Source organism: Micromonospora sp. NPDC005173 (assembly GCF_040608515.1).
Taxonomy (GTDB): domain Bacteria; phylum Actinomycetota; class Actinomycetes; order Mycobacteriales; family Micromonosporaceae; genus Micromonospora.
Genome location: NZ_JBEXIK010000007.1, coordinates 114425 through 130288, shown reverse-complemented (window position 1 = coordinate 130288; position 15864 = coordinate 114425). Strand labels below are relative to the sequence as shown.

General features: G+C 74.7%; 7 protein-coding genes. All 7 read left to right on the top strand.

From position 1 onward, the window contains the following. Positions 1–13: 13 nt before the first annotated feature. From ABZV00_RS11530 to ABZV00_RS11500, 7 genes are read left to right on the top strand one after another with little or no spacing between them, the layout of a single operon-like run. A complete protein-coding gene (locus tag ABZV00_RS11530; RefSeq protein ID WP_355604559.1) occupies positions 14–6448 on the top strand; it encodes an amino acid adenylation domain-containing protein in 6435 nt (2144 codons plus the stop codon). After that, positions 6445–11466 carry an amino acid adenylation domain-containing protein gene (locus ABZV00_RS11525; RefSeq protein WP_355604557.1) on the top strand — a complete coding sequence of 1674 codons (5022 nt, stop codon included), beginning with the start codon at positions 6445–6447 and terminating at the stop codon, positions 11464–11466. The genes ABZV00_RS11530 and ABZV00_RS11525 overlap by 4 nt, the downstream gene beginning before the upstream one ends. A gap of 1 nt (position 11467) precedes the next feature. After that, entirely contained in the window at positions 11468–12574 is a 1107-nt protein-coding gene (locus ABZV00_RS11520; protein ID WP_355604554.1) for a saccharopine dehydrogenase NADP-binding domain-containing protein, read from the top strand. Further along, complete coding sequence (locus ABZV00_RS11515) at positions 12571–13758, top strand: Gfo/Idh/MocA family oxidoreductase (protein WP_355604552.1); 1188 nt, start codon at positions 12571–12573, stop codon at positions 13756–13758. Before ABZV00_RS11520 ends, ABZV00_RS11515 begins: the two co-directional genes overlap by 4 nt. Beyond that, positions 13755–14531 carry an alpha/beta fold hydrolase gene (locus ABZV00_RS11510; RefSeq protein WP_355604549.1) on the top strand — a complete coding sequence of 259 codons (777 nt, stop codon included), beginning with the start codon at positions 13755–13757 and terminating at the stop codon, positions 14529–14531. The genes ABZV00_RS11515 and ABZV00_RS11510 overlap by 4 nt, the downstream gene beginning before the upstream one ends. Then, a complete protein-coding gene (locus ABZV00_RS11505; RefSeq protein ID WP_355604546.1) occupies positions 14528–15352 on the top strand; it encodes a xanthine dehydrogenase family protein subunit M in 825 nt (274 codons plus the stop codon). The genes ABZV00_RS11510 and ABZV00_RS11505 overlap by 4 nt, the downstream gene beginning before the upstream one ends. Then, positions 15349–15852, top strand: coding sequence for a (2Fe-2S)-binding protein (locus ABZV00_RS11500; protein ID WP_355604543.1), 504 nt, complete (start codon positions 15349–15351; stop codon positions 15850–15852). Before ABZV00_RS11505 ends, ABZV00_RS11500 begins: the two co-directional genes overlap by 4 nt. Positions 15853–15864: the final 12 nt, after the last annotated feature.

The following is a 15864-nucleotide window of genomic DNA, read 5'->3' as shown; positions in this document are numbered from 1 at the left end:
GTCGGGAGTAGACATGCCAGTGCTGACCACGCTGACTCTGGACGGCATGTGCGCCGACGCCGCGTCGCTGCTCGAGGAGCCGGTGTCGCCCGACGACGACCTGCTGGAACGCGGCCTGGACTCGATCGGGCTGATGCGGCTCGCCGCCCGCTGGGCCGGCGCGGGGCTCACCTTCGCCCAGCTCATCGAGCATCGCAGCGTCCGGCAGTGGCACGCGTTGGCCCAACCGACGGACGAGGACGCGGCACCCGCCGACGGGCCGGCCGAGGACGACGACGAGGTGACGGTCGACCCGGCCGAGCCGTTCGCTCTGGCCACCATGCAGCACGCGTACTGGGTCGGACGCGCCGGGGACCAGGCGCTCGGCGGTGTGGGCGCGCACTTCTACAACGAGTTCGACGGCCGGCAGGTGGACCCGGACCGACTACACCAGGCGATCCGGGCGCTGGTCCGCCGCCACGACATGCTCCGGGCCCGCTTCCTGGACGACGGCCGGCAGCAGATCACCCCGGACAGCGCCTGGCCCGGCCTGACCCTGCACGACCTGCGCGACCTGCCGGCGGACGAGCGGGACCCGCGGCTCACCGACCTCCGCGCCACCCTGTCCCACCGCACCCTGCGGGTGGACCGGGGAGAGGTGTTCGACATCCAGCTCTCCCTGCTGCCCGATGGGGCGAGCCGGGTGCACGTGGAGATCGAGATGCTGGTCGCCGACGCGCACAGCTTCCGGGTGCTCCTCGCCGACCTCGCCAGCCTCTACCGCCGGCCCGACGAGCCACTGCCGGCCATCGGCTACAGCTACCCCCGCTACCTGGCCACCCACGAGCGGCGCCGGGCCGACGCCCGCGAGGCCGCAGCCCACTACTGGCGGCAGCGGGTGAGCGACCTGCCCGGCGGGCCCGACCTGCCGGTGGCCGTGGCCCCGGAACGCATCTCCGGGCACCGGGTGCTCCGGCACCACCACTGGCTCACCGGCGCCGACCGGGACCGGCTCGCCGCCCGCGCACGCGAGCACGGCGTCACCCTGTCGATGGTGTTCCTGACGGCCTTCGCCGAGGTCCTGGCCGCCTGGAGCAGCCGGCAGCGTTTCCTGCTCAACCTGCCGCTGTACGACCGCACGCCGTACCACGCGGACGTGCCGTTGCTCAGCGGGGACTTCACCAACCTGCTGCTGCTCGAGGTCGACGCCACCGACGAGGTGCCGTTCGTCGACCGCGCCCGCCGACTTCAGGAGCAGTTCGCCCGGGACGTGGCGCACAGCGCGTACTCCGGGGTGGACGTGCTGCGCGACCTGGCCCGCGCCCGGTCCGACCGGGGCGTGCTCGCCCCGGTGGTCTTCACCAGCGCGCTCAGCCTCGGCGACCTCTTCGGCGCCGACGTCCAGGAGTGCTTCGGCGACCCGGTGTGGACCTCCTCGCAGACCCCGCAGGTGTGGCTGGACAACCAGGTCACCGAGCGCGAGGGCGGCCTCTACCTCAACTGGGACGTGGTGGCCGAGCTGTTCCCACCCGGCGTGTCGGAGGCGATGTTCGGCGCGTACGTCCGGTTGCTGACCTGGCTCACCGACGGCGACTGGACCGGGTCGCCGCTCGCCCTGCTGCCCGAGGGGCAGCGGGCGGTCCGGCGGCGGGCCAACGACACGGCGGCGACACTGCCGGTGGGCCGGCTGCACGACGGTCTCTTCGGTTGGGCGGCCCGGGAGCCGGGTCGGGTGGCGTTGCTCGGTGACCAGGTGGCGGTGTCCTACGGTGACCTGACTGGGCGGGCGTTGACCCTGGCCGGCGCCCTGACGCGGGCCGGTGTCGGTCCGGGGGACGCGGTGGGGGTGTGCCTGCCCAAGGGCGTCGACCAGGTCGTGGCGGTGCTGGGTGTGCTCGCCGCCGGCGGCGTGTACGTGCCGGTCGGGGTGGACCAGCCGGCCACCCGGCGCAACCGGATCTGGCAGCGGGCCGGCGCTACGGTCGTCGTGGGCGACGGCGGTCTCCACCCGGCCGGCGACGGCGGTCCCGCCCTCGACACGCGCGTGCCGGTCGAGGCGACGGCGCTGGCGTACGTCATCTTCACCTCCGGCTCCACCGGCGAACCGAAGGGCGTCGAGGTCCCGCACAGCGCCGCCGGCACCACCATCGAGGCCATCCGCCAGCGCTTTCACATCGGTCCGGACGACCGGGTGCTCGCGGTGTCGGCGCTGGACTTCGACCTGTCGGTCTTCGACATCTTCGCGCTCCTCGGCGTCGGCGGCGCCGTCGTGCTGATCAGCGAGGAGCAGCGGCGCGACGCGAGCGCCTGGCGTCGGCTCGTCGGCGCGCACCGGGTCACCGTCTGGCAGTCCGTCCCCGCGCTGCTGGACATGCTGCTGACCGCCGCCGAGTCGGAGGGCGGCCTGGACCATCTCCGGCTGGCGCTGCTCGGCGGCGACTGGGTCGGTCTGGCCCTGCGCGACCGGCTGGTGGCGCTGCGCCCGGAGGCACGGCTGGTCGCCCTGGGCGGCACCACCGAGACCTCCATCCACTCGACCGTCTTCGAGGTGGGCGAGGTGCCCGCGCACTGGCGGTCCATTCCGTACGGGCGTCCGCTGCCCAACCAGCACTGCCGCGTGGTGGACGGGCGGGGTCGGGACTGTCCGGACTGGGTGGTGGGGGAGCTGTGGATCGGCGGTGCGGCGGTGGCGGCCGGCTACCGGGGTGATCCGGAGCGCACGGCGCAGCGGTTCGTGGCCTATGACGGGGTGCGGTGGTACCGGACGGGTGATCTGGGTCGGTACTGGCCGGACGGGACGTTGGAGTTCCTCGGTCGGGCGGACTTCCAGGTAAAGATCCGCGGACACCGCATCGAGTTGGGCGAGGTCGAGGCGGCCCTGACCGAGTGCCCCGGTGTTCGTGAGGCGGTGGTGGTGGCCGTCGGCAGCAGCGCCCGCCGGCTCGCCGCCGTGGTCGTGCCCGACGCGTCCGACCTGGACCCCGAGGCGTCACAGGCGTTCGTCGTCGACCGGCTGCCCTCGTACATGGTGCCGGAGCACATCTCGGTGCTCGACCAGTTGCCGTTGAGCGGCAACGGCAAGATCGACCGGGCCGCGGTGGCCGCCCTGCTCGCCGACCGCACCGACCGGCCCACCACCGTCGAGGCACCCGTCGGGCCGGTCGAGACGACGCTGGCCACCCTCTGGGCCGACCTGCTCGATGTGCCGACCGTCGGCCGCACCGACAGCTTCTTCACCCTCGGCGGGGACAGCCTGCTCGCCACCCGACTACTCGGCCGGATGCGGTCGGCCGGGCTGACCGGCGGCCAACTGCGCCGCCTCTTCGCCGAGCCGACACTCGCCGGGTTCGCCGCCGGGGTACGACTCGACCCGAAAACCGGGCTCACCGGCACGTTCGCCGCCGACCCCGCGCACCGCCACGAGCCGTTCCCCGCGACCGACGTGCAGCGGGCGTACTGGATGGGCCGGACCGGCGACTTCGCCCTCGGCGAGGTCGGGTCCCACTGGTACTGGGAGTTCGACGGCGCGGACGTGGACCTCGACCGGCTCACCGCGGCCTGGAACCGGCTGGTCCGGCGGCACGAGATGCTGCGGGCCGTCTTCGACCCCGACGGACGCCAGCACGTCCAGCCCGAGGTGCCCGAGGTGCGGATCCCGGTCGGCGAGGGCGAGGCCGCGCTCGCCGACCTGCGCGAACGGCTGTCGCACCGCGTCGCCGACCCGACCCGCTGGCCGCTGGTGGCCATCGAGGCCGCCCGGTACGGCGAGCGCCGCGTACGGCTGGCGTTCAGCTTCGACTACATCGTGCTCGACGCGCTCAGCATCGTCACCGTCTTCGCCGAGCTGTCCGCCCTCTACGTCGACCCCGACGCGCCGCTGCGCCCGATCGGCGTGTCGTTCCGCGACTACGTGCTCACCGCCCAGCCCGACGAGGCCGCCGTCGAGGCCGACCAGCGCTACTGGTCGGCGCAGGCGGCCGAGCTGCCGCCCGCGCCGCAACTCCCGCTCGCCGTCGACCCGGAACGGGTACGCGCCCCCCGCTTCGTCCGCCACGAGGCCCGCCTCAACCCCGCAGCGTGGACGGCCCTGGTCGACGCGGCCCGCGCCCACGGCGTGAGCCCGGCCGCCGTGCTCGCCACCGCGTACGCCGAGGTGCTCTCGGCCTGGAGCGGGCGGCCCGACCTCACCCTCAACCTGACCCTCTTCGACCGTCGGGAGGTCCACCCCGACATCGACCACGTGCTCGGCGACTTCACCTCGCTGCTACTCGTCCCACACCGACCCGGCGCCGCCGACGACTTCCTGACCCTGGTCCGGCGGTTGCAGGAGCGGATGTGGGACGGCATGGAGCACAACGGGGTCTCCGCCATCTGGGTGCTGCGGGAGATCGCCCGCCGCACCGGCGCCCCCGCCGCCACCATGCCGGTGGTCTTCACCAGCGCATTGGGCATCAGCGACGACCTGGTCAACATGTCCCTGCCGTTCGGTGAGCAGATCTGGGGCGCCTCGCAGACCCCGCAGGTGTGGCTGGACAACCAGGTGATGGAACGCGACGGCGGTCTGAGCATCAACTGGGACGTGGTGGCCGAACTGTTCCCACCCGGCGTGGTGGAGGCGATGTTCGCCGCGTACGTCGAACTGCTGACCACCCTCACCGCCGGTGACTGGGCGCGGATCGTGCCGGTCGGGCTCCCCGAGGGGCAGCGGGCGGTCCGCGACCGCGTGAACGCGACCACCGCGCCGATTCCATCGGGTCGGCTGCACGACGGGTTCTTCGCGTGGGCGGCCCGGGAGCCGGGTCGGGTGGCGCTGCTCGGTGACCAGGTTGCGGTGTCCTACGGGGACCTGGCCGGGCGGGCGTTGACCCTGGCCGGCGCGCTGACACGGGCCGGGGTGCGTCCGGGGGACGCGGTCGGGGTGTGCCTGCCCAAGGGCGTCGACCAGGTCGTGGCGGTGCTGGGTGTGCTCGCCGCCGGCGGCGTGTACGTGCCGGTCGGTGTGGACCAGCCGGTGGTCCGCCGGGAGCGGATCCTCACCCGGGCCGACGTGAAGACGGTCATCGGCGCGGACGGGCTCGACCCGGCCGGCGACAGCGGTCCCGCCCTCGACGCGTGCATGCCGGTCGAGGCGACGGCGCTCGCGTACGTCATCTTCACCTCCGGCTCCACCGGCGAGCCCAAGGGCGTCGAGGTGTCCCACGCGGCGGCCGTGAACACCCTCGCGGCCGTCAGCAACCGCCTGCGCCTCGACGCGGACGACCGGGTGCTGGCGGTGTCCGCGCTGGACTTCGACCTGTCGGTGTTCGACATCTTCGCGCTCCTCGGCGTCGGCGGCGCCGTCGTACTCGTCGAGGAGGGGCAGCGGCGGGACGCCCGCACCTGGCTGCGATTGGTCGGCGAGCACGGCGTCACCGTCTGGAACACCGTGCCCGCCCTGCTCGACATGCTGCTCACCGCGGCCGGCGACGAACCGCTCGGCACGCTGCGGCACGCCCTGGTCTCCGGCGACTGGGTCGGTCTGGACCTGCGCGACCGGCTGGTGGCGCTGCACCCGGACGCCCGGCTCACCGCCCTCGGCGGCGCCACCGAAGCGGCCATCTGGTCCAACGCGTTCGACGTGGACGGGGTGCCGGCGCACTGGCGGTCCATTCCGTACGGGCTTCCGCTGCCCAACCAGCGCTACCGGGTGGTGGACGGGCGGGGTCGGGACTGTCCGGACTGGGTGGTGGGGGAGTTGTGGATCGGCGGTGCGGCGGTGGCGGCCGGCTACCGGGGTGATCCGGAACGGACGGCGCAGCGGTTCGTGACGTATGACGGGGTGCGGTGGTACCGGACGGGTGATCTGGGTCGGTACTGGCCGGACGGGACGTTGGAGTTCCTCGGTCGGGCGGACTTCCAGGTAAAGATCCGCGGACACCGCATCGAGCTGGGCGAGGTCGAGGCGGCCCTGACCGAGTGCCCGGGTGTCCGCGAGGCGGCGGTGGTGGCCGTTGGCAGCAGCGCCCGCCGGCTCGCCGCCGCTGTCGTCGCCGAGCCGGGCGTCGTCCTCGACCCGGACGTCACCAGCACGTTCGTCGTCGACCGGTTGCCGTCGTACATGGTGCCGGAGCACATCGCGGTGCTCGACCACCTGCCGTTGAGCGGCAACGGCAAGATCGACCGGGGCGCGGTGGCCGCCCTGCTCGCCAGCGGGGACAGCGGGCCGGCCGACGAGCCACCCCGACCCGGGCTGGAGAACGACCTCGGGGCGCTCTGGGCCGACCTGTTGAACTGCCCCGTCCCCGGGCGCACCCGGAACTTCTTCAGCCTCGGCGGGGACAGCCTGCTCGCCACCCGGTTGCTGGCCGTGCTGCGCGAGCGGTACGGCGTCGACCTGCCGATGCGGGGCCTGCTCGACCGACCGACCATCGCGGACCTGGCCACCGCCGTGCAGCACGCCGCCGGTACGTACGAGGAAGGGGCCATATGAACGGGCAGGACCTGGTCGCCGAGCTGGCGCAGTTCGGCGTCCAACTCTGGGAGGAGGACGGCCAGCTCCGCTTCCGGGCCCCCACCGGCGTTCTCACCGAACAGCGACGCGCCGCGCTGCGCCAGCACAAGGAACAGGTGCTGGCCGTGCTGCGCGACGCCGCAGCGCCCACCGCGGTGCCGCACCCGGAGCAGCGCTACGAGCCGTTCCCGCTCACCGACGTGCAGAGCGCGTACCTGCTCGGGCGGGGCGACAGCTTCGCCTACGGTGGGGTCGGCTGCCACGGGTACGGCGAGCTGGACTTCACCGAGCTGGACGTCGACCAGCTGGAACGTGCCTGGCACGAGGTCGTCGCCCGGCACGACATGCTGCGGGCCGTCGTCAACCGTGACGGCTCCCAGCAGGTACGGCCCGACGTGCCGGCGTACCGGATCGAGGTGCGCGACGCGGACGCGGCCGGCTTCGCCGACGCGGTGGCCGCCACCCGGGCGGAGCTGGACCACCGCCGCTACGACCCGCAGCAGTGGCCGCTGTTCGCGCTGCGGGTCACCCGCGGCCCGCAGCGCTGCGTCCTGCACTTCTCGATCGACTTTCTGATCTGCGACTTCGTCAGCATCAACATTCTGCTCGACGAGCTGGGCCGCCGGTACGCCGGTGACCCGCCCACCGACGAGCTGACGCTGACGTTCCGCGATCACCTGCTGGCCACCGAGCCGCTGCGCGGCGGCCCTCGCCACGAGGCCGACCGGGGCTGGTGGCTGGCCCGCCTCGACGACCTGCCGCCCGCTCCGGAGCTGCCCCTGCGCGGCGACGGCACCGCCGCGCCGCCCCGCTTCCGCCGCCTCGACCTGCGGCTGGACCGGACCGAGTGGGCCGGGTTGCGCCAGCGCGCCGGGCAGCACGGGATCAGCGCCTCCGGGGCGGTGCTCGCCGCGTACGTCGAGGTGATCGCGGCGTGGAGCGCCCACCCGCGCTTCACCGTCGACGTCACCCTGCTCAACCGGACGCCGACGCACCCGCAGGTGGACCGGATCGTCGGCGACTTCACCTCGGTCAGCCTGCTCGCCGTGGAGCAGAGCCCGGACGTGCCGGTCCAGGAGCGGGCCAAGCGGATCCAGGCGCAGCTCTGGTCCGACCTGGACCACCGCCGGTTCTCCGGCGTCGACGTGGTCCGCGAGCTGGCCCGCCGGCGAGGCGCCGACGCCGCGCTGATGCCCATCGTCTTCACCAGCGCCATCGGGCTGGGCGGCGACACCGGCGTGGAGGGCTTCGGCGAGCTGGGGTACGGCATCAGCCAGACCCCGCAGGTCTGGATCGACTGCCAGAACATCGAGCGCTCCGGCGGGCTGGCCACCAACTGGGACGTCCGCGACGGCGTCTTTCCCGACGGCGTGGTCGACGAGATGTTCGCCGCGTACGCGGCGCTGCTGCGCCGGCTGGCGGGCACCGACGAGGCGTGGGAGGAGCTGGCCCCGGTCGCGCTGGCGGAGGCGACTGCCCGTCGCCGCGCCGAGGTCAACGCCACCGCCGCGCCGCTGCCCGGCGGGCTGCTGCACGAGGGGGTCCTCGCCCAGGCGCTGCGGACCCCGGACCGGGTGGCGGTGGTGGCCCGGGACGGCACGCTCACCTACCGGCAGCTCACCGGTCGCGCCATCGCGGTGGCCGCCCGGCTCACCGAGGAGGGCTGCCGGCCCGGCGCCCTGGTCGCGGTGGTCGCCGACAAGGGCTGGCGGCAGGTGGTCGCGGTGTTCGGCGCGCTGCTGGCCGGCGGCGCGTACGTGCCGGTCGACACCAACCAGCCGCGCGCTCGCCGCGACCTGATCCTCGATGGTGCGGGGATCCGGCACGTCCTCACCGAGGCCGCCCGGGTGGACGGGGACTGGCCGGCGGGCGTGCTGCCGATCGGGGTGGACGACCTCGACGGGCCGGCGCCGACGGAGCTGCCGGCGCGGCCGATCGGCCCGGACGACCGGGCGTACGTCATCCACACGTCCGGGTCGACGGGCACGCCGAAGGGCGTGGTGATCACCCACCGGGCGGCCCTGAACACCGTGGCGGACATCAACAGCAGGTTCGACGTGACCCCGGACGACCGGGTGCTCGGCCTGGCCAACCTCGGTTTCGACCTGTCCGTCTACGACCTGTTCGGCCCGCCCGCGGTCGGTGCGGCGCTGGTGCTGCCCGCGCCCGAGCGGCGGGGCGACCCCACCCACTGGGCGGAGCTGGTCGCCGAGAACGAGGTGACCGTCTGGAACTCGGTGCCGGCGCAGCTGCAGATGCTCGCCGACTACCTCGCGGCCGCGCCGATGGTCCGGATCCCCTCGCTGCGGTTGGCCCTGCTCAGCGGCGACTGGATTCCGGTCACCCTGCCGGACCAGATCCGCGACCTGGTCCCCGGCCTGGCCGTGGTCAGCCTCGGCGGCGCGACCGAGGCCGCCATCTGGTCGATCATCCACCCGATCGGCCGGGTCGACCCGTCCTGGCGCAGCATCCCGTACGGGGTGCCGCTGACCAACCAGACCTGGCACGTGCGCGATGCCGCGTTGCGGCCCCGTCTGGACTGGGTCACCGGGGAGTTGTACATCGGCGGGGCCGGGCTGGCCCTCGGCTATCTCGGCGACGAGGCACGTACCGCCGAGCGGTTCGTCACCGACCCGGCCAGCGGCGAACGGTTGTACCGCACCGGCGACCTCGGCCGCTACCTGCCCGACGGCACCATCGAGTTCCTCGGCCGGGAGGACTTCCAGGTCAAGATCCGCGGCCATCGGATCGAGCTGGCCGAGGTCGAGTCGGCGCTGCTGGCGCACCCCGCCGTGGGCGGGGCGATCGCGGTGGTGGACGGTGACCGTCCACTGGAGAAGCGGCTGGCCGCCGCCGTCCAGCCCGCCGCCGTCGAGCCCGGCCCCGGGCAGCCGCTCGACCCGGCCGGGCCCACCGCCGCCGGGGCCGCCCTGGTCGCCGGCACCGACCTGGGCGCCTACGAGGCGTACCTGCACGAGCTGGACCGCCTCGGTCTCGCCGCCATGCTGGACACCCTGCGCGCCGCCGGCCTCGCGCTGGACGACCGCCCGCACAGCCTGGCCGAGGTGTACGCCGCCACCCGCGTCGCGCCCCGGCACCGCCGGCTGCTGCGTCGCTGGTTGCGGGCGCTCACCGACTCCGGGGTGCTGCGGCACGACGACGGCTACCGGCTGGTGGCCACGCCGCCGCCGACCGCGCGGGCCTGGGACGCGGCGGCCGAGCGGGCGGCGGCGGTCGGGGAGTCCCCCGAACTGGTCCGGTACTTCCAGGCCAGCGCCGTCGCGCTGCCGGCGCTACTGCGCGACGACGAGGACCCCCTCGCGCTGCTCTTTCCCGGCGGCGAACTGGCCGTGTCGGACAACCTCTACGCCGACGCCCTGTTCAACCGGTGGGCCAACACGGTCGCGGCCGCGACCGTCCGGGCCCTCGTCGAGCGGCTGCCCGGACCGGTGCGGATCGTCGAGGTCGGCGCCGGGTCCGGCGGTACGACCGCGGCCGTGCTCGACGCGCTGGACGGCCTCGACGTCGACTACCTGTACACCGACCTGTCGGCGTTCTTCCTCGGTGCCGGCCGGCAGCGCTTCGCCGACCGGCCGGGCATCCGCTTCGCGCAGCTGGACCTGGACGCCGACCTGGCCGGGCAGGGGATGCCGCCGAACAGCGCCGACATCGTGATCGCCGGCGACGTCCTGCACGCCACCCGGGACGTACCGGCCACCCTGGCGCGGCTGCGCGGCCTGCTCGCCCCCGGCGGACACCTGGTGCTGCTGGAGATGACCCGGGAGCACTACCAGATCATGACGTCGCTGGAGCTGCTGGTCCGGCTCGACGACGACCTCGGGGACTTCGCCGACCTGCGGCAGGGCACCGACCGGACGTTCCTCACCGGCGACGAGTGGCGGGGTCTGCTCGCCGCCGCCGGTGCGGCGCCCGTGCTCGACCTGCCGCCGACCGGTGACCCGATGGCAGGGCTCGGCATGCGGATCATCGCCGCGCAGGTCAAGGCCGACCGGCGGCGGGTGGTGCCCGACGAGCTGCGGACGCACCTGGCCGACCGGCTGCCCGACTACATGATCCCGGGCGTGCTGCAGGTGGTCGACGAGCTGCCCCGCACGGCGAACGGCAAGCTGGACCGGGCAGCCGTGCACCGGCTGCTGGTGGCGGCCACGACGGCCGGTCCCGAGGCGGCCGCCACGGCGCCGCTCACCGAGCTGGAGGAGCAGATCGCGGCCGTCTGGGCCGACGTGCTGCGGGTGGAGCGGGTCGGGCGGGACGCGGACTTCTTCGCCCTCGGCGGCGACTCGCTGCTCGCCGCCAAGCTCGCCGGCCAGCTCACCGAGCGGGTGCCGGCCGCCGCCGACGTCTTCTTCGACGAACTGCTGCGCCGGATCCTGGAACACCCCACCGTGGCCGACCTGGCCGACCACCTGGCCGCTGGCGGCGTCGCGGCGGACGAACAACCGGCGGCCAGCGACACCGGCGAGGTGGTGCCGTTGGCCGGTGCGGGCCCGCCCCGGTACATCCTGGTGCACGACGGCAGCGGCAGCCTCGACGGGTACGCCGGGCTGGCCGAGCGGCTGGCCGACTCGGGAACGGTGTGCGGGATCGCGGACACCGGCCTGCAGCGGTACGCCGGTCTCGACCCGGCGCCGCTGGTGCAACGCCTCGCCGCCGACTACACGGCGGCGCTGGCCGAGCACGTCTCGACCGGGGCGGTGGTGCTGGTGGGCCGGGGGGAGGCCGGGGTGCTGGCGTTGGAGCTGGCCCGGCAGCTCACCGAATCCGGGGTGGATGTCGCGCTGGTGATCGCCGACCCGTTCACCGGCGACGGCTACGGCAGTTCCCCGTACGCGGGAGACGTCACGCTGCTCTGCCCGTCCGAGCCGGACCCGGCGGGGGTCGACTGGTGGCGCGACGTGTGCCTGGGCGAGCTGATCGTGCGCCGGGTGCCGGACGACCCGGCCGGGTGGGCCGGACCGATCGCCGGGGACGGCTGACGTGGGGACGGTAGCCCTGGTGGGCGCCACCGGCGGGGTGGGCCGGAACGCCCTGACGCACCTGCTGCTCTGGGGCACCGACACCGTACGCGCCGGCACCCGTGACCCCGCCCGACTCGTCGCCAACGACCCGAGGGTCCACGTGCGGGCCGTGGATGTCACCGACGCCGCGAGCCTGGACGCGTTCTGCGCCGGCTGCCACACCGTCGTCAACTGCGCCGGACCGGCGGCCTCGATCGGCGACACGGTGGCCCGCGCGGCGGCGCGCACCGGCGCCGCCTACGTCGACGCGGCCGGTGACGACCCGCTGCACGCGGCGGTGTCCGCCCTGCCCGCAGCCGCGGACCGGGTCGCGCTGCTCTCCGCCGGGCTGATGCCCGGGCTGTCCGGGCTGCTCCCCGCCTACCTCGCGACGCAGGTGCCGGGAGCGCGGCGGATGACCGGGTACGTCGGTGGTCGCGACGGGTTCACGCCCGGCGCCGCCCTGGACTTCCTCGCCGCCGGGAACGCCGACTACGGCGAGCCGTCGGCCGCGTGGCGGGACGGCACGCGGCGCAGCCGTGCCCTCGCAGCCCGGGCGGACGTACCGGTGCCGTTCTTCGACGAGCCGGTGCTGCTGCAGCCGTACCTCAGCACCGAGACCGAGCGGGTGGCCCGCCGGCTCGGCCTCACCGACGTCGACTGGTGGTCGGCATTTGCCGGCAGCCGGCTGCCGGCCGCGCTCGCCGCAGGTGCCCGACGGGCGCGCGACGGCGCGACGGCGGCGCAGCTCGCCGACGCCGCGGCCGAGCTGTGCCGGGCGGCGGAGCTGGACACCTTCGGTCGACCCCGCTACCAGTTGCTGGTCATCGAAGCGACCGGCCCGGCGGGCAGCCGCGTGCTGGCCTGCCGGGGGGTCAGCGCGAACGCCCTCACCGGCGCGGCGGTCGCCCTCGGCGCGCTGGCGGTCGCCGCCGGCACCGTGCCACCCGGGGTGCACCACCTCGCCGAGGCGGTGGACCCGGCATGGACGGTGGACCTGCTGCGCACGAGCCCGGCGGTCACCTCGCTGCACGTCGACGACGGTCCGCTGGGGTCGCACGACCTGATCGAGGAGGGGGTGGCGTGAAACCGAGAGTGCTGGTCGCCGGCACCAAGTTCGGCCAGGTGTACCTGCAGGCGTTCCGGCAGCCCGACTTTCCGTTCGAGCTGGCCGGGATCCTTGCCGGGGGCAGCGCCCGCTCGGTCGCGTGCGCCCGGCATTACGGGGTGCCGCTGTGGACCGACGTGGCCCAGGTGCCCGACGACATCACGCTGGCCTGCGTGGTGATCCGCGGTGGCCTGCTCGGCGGGCCGGGCGGCGAGGTGGCTCGTGCGCTGATGCAACGCGGGCTGCACGTGCTGCAGGAGCATCCGCTGCACCACGACGAACTGGTCGAGTGTCTGCGGACCGCCGGCCGCGCCGGTGTCGTCTACCACCTGAACTCGTTCTACGTGCACACCGCCCCGGTGCGCCGGTTCCTCGCCGCAACCCGGGCGCTGCTGGCCCGGCAGCCGGCGCGCTACGTCGACGCGGCCTGCGGCTTCCAGGTCGCGTACGCGCTGCTGGACATCCTCGGCCAGGCCCTCGGCGGGGTACGCCCGTGGGGCCTGGCCCCGGCGGTCGAGCTGCCCGATCAGGTACGCCGACTGTCCCGGGTGGACGTGCCGTTCCGCAGCCTCGACGGGGTGCTCGCCGGGGTGCCGCTGACCCTGCGGGTGCAGAACCAGATGGACCCGGCGGACCCCGACAACTACGCGCACCTGCTGCACCGGGTCACCATCGGCACCGAGGCTGGCAACCTCACCCTGGTCGGCACCCACGGACCCACCGTGTGGAGCCCTCGGCCGGACTTCCCCCAGCAGGTGCAGGACCGGGGGGTGGGCCGGCCGCACTTCGCCGACGGGGAGAGCGCCGAACCCGACCACCTGGACGTGCCGAGCGCGCAGCCGCTGGCCGACGCCGTCGCGCCCAGCTACCGCACCGTGTTCGAGGAGGTCTGGCCGGCCGGCGTCGGGTACGCGCTGGGCAACCTGCACCGGGCGGCGCTGGGTGGGGAGAAGCTGGCCCGACACGGCCAGTACCACCTGAGCCTGTGCCAGTTGTGGCAGGACGTCACCACCCGGTTGGGGCCGCCCGACCTGGTGCACTCGGTCCCGCCGCGGATGCTCGTCGCGTCCGACGTGGCGGAACTGGCCGACGCCGCCGCCGGGGCAGTTGACGCGCCGCCGGCCGCGTCCCAGCTGCCGGAGCGGATCGGGGCGCGCCCGTGACCCCCGCCGTCCGCACCTGGCTGCGCTGCCCCCGGCCCCTGCGCTGGCCGGCGCTGCGTCTCGTCTGCTTTCCGCACGCCGGCGGCAACGCCGCCTTCTACCGGCCGTGGTCGGGTCAGGTGCCCGACGACGTCGAGGTGCACGGTGTGCAGTATCCGGGCCGGATGGACCGGGCCGGGGAACCCTTCGCGGCCGACCTGCCGACCCTGGCCGAGGGAGTCGCCGGGGAGGTGCGGGCGTTGCCGGCCGACGCGCCGGTCGTCCTGTTCGGGCACAGCCTCGGGGCGTCGGTGGCGTACGAGACGGCACGCCGACTGGACGGCCCCGGCAGCGTGCTGCGGGCGCTGGTGGTCTCCGGCCGCCCGGGGCCGGGCCGGCTGCGGGACACCAGCGTGCACCTGGCCGACGACGACACGCTGTGGGCGGAGACCGGACGGCTCGGCGGCACCGGTCGCGAGGCGCTGGAGCATGAAGGGATACGTGCGATCGCCCTGCCGGTGCTGCGCGCCGACTACCGGATCGCCGAGACCTACCGTCCGCAGCCGCCGGTGCCGCTGCGGGTGTCGGTGCTGGCCTGCGTCGGCGCGGACGACCCCGAGGTCACCGCGGACGAGGCCGGCGACTGGGCCCACCGCACCCGCGCCGGGTTCGCCCTGCACACGTTCCCCGGCGGCCACTTCTACCTGCTTCCGCGCCGCAACCAGCTCATCGAGACGATCCTGCGCGCCACGCACCGCAGCCCGGTGCCCACCTGGTCGGCGGCCGGCCCGTGATCCCGGCGAACCTGCACTACCACCGTGCCCGGGACCTGGCCGAGGCGCTGGAGCTGCGCCAGGCGTACGGCGACCAGTTGCGGCCGCTGGCCGGCGGGCAGTCGCTGCTGCCGGCGCTGAAGCTGCGCCGGGACCGCGTCGACACCCTGCTGGACCTCGGCCGGGTCGCCGAGCTGTCCTTCGTGGCGCACCGCGACGACCACCTGGCCGTGGGCGCGCTGACCCGTTACCACCGGCTGCTCTCCGACCCGCTGGTCGACCGGTACGCCCCGATGTTGGCCGTCGCGACGGCGGCGATCGGTGACCCGCAGGTGCGGCACGTGGGGACGGTGGGCGGCGCGCTCGCCCACGCCGACCCGGCCGGGGACCTGCCGCTGGCCCTGGTCGCGTTGGACGCGGTCGTGGTGCTGCGCAGCGTGGCCGGCACCCGGCAGGTGCCCGCCGCCGAGCTGGCCGTCGCGCCCGGGGTGACGGTCTGCCGTCCCGACGAACTCGTCACCGAGGTACGGGTGCCGCTGCCCGGCCCGGTGCGGTGGAGCTACCGGACCTTCGCCCGGCCGGCGCTGGAGTGGTCGGTGGTGGCCGTCGCGGTCGCCGACGGTCGGGTCGCGCTGGCCGGCATGGGCCCGACCATCCGGCGGGCGCACGGGGTCGAGGCGGCCCTCGCCGAGGGCGCCGGTGTCGCTGCGGCGGCGCGCGCTGACGAGGGGTGCGACCCACCCGACGACGTACGCGCCTCGACCGCCTACCGACGGCACCTGAGCCGGGTGCTGGTGGCCCGCGCCCTGGCCGATTCCGGCACCGTGGAGGGATCACGATGAGCATCGACGCCCGGCCCGGCACGACGAGCGTCACCGTCACCGCTACCGTCAACGGCCGCCCGGACAGCCGGCGGGTGCCGGCCCGCACCCTGCTGGTCCACCTGCTGCGCGAGGAGCTGGGGTTGACCGCCACGACGGTCGGCTGCGACACCTCCTCCTGCGGGGCGTGCACCGTGCTGCTCGACGGGCGGTCGGTCAAGTCGTGCAGCCTGCTGGCGGCGCAGGCCGACGGCGCCGAGATCCGCACCGTCGAGGGGCTCGCCGACGGCGACCGGCTGCACCCGGTGCAGGAGGCGTTCGGAGAGCACCACGCCCTGCAGTGCGGCTTCTGCACCCCCGGCATGGTCCTCGCGGTGGTGAGTTTGCTGGAGGAGAACCCGGGTCCGCTCACCGAGCACGACGTGCGGCACGCCCTCAAGGGGAACCTGTGCCGCTGCACCGGCTACCACAACATCGTCCGAGCCGTGCTCGCCCTCGACGAGGCCCGACAGGTCGGATGACCGCCAGACACC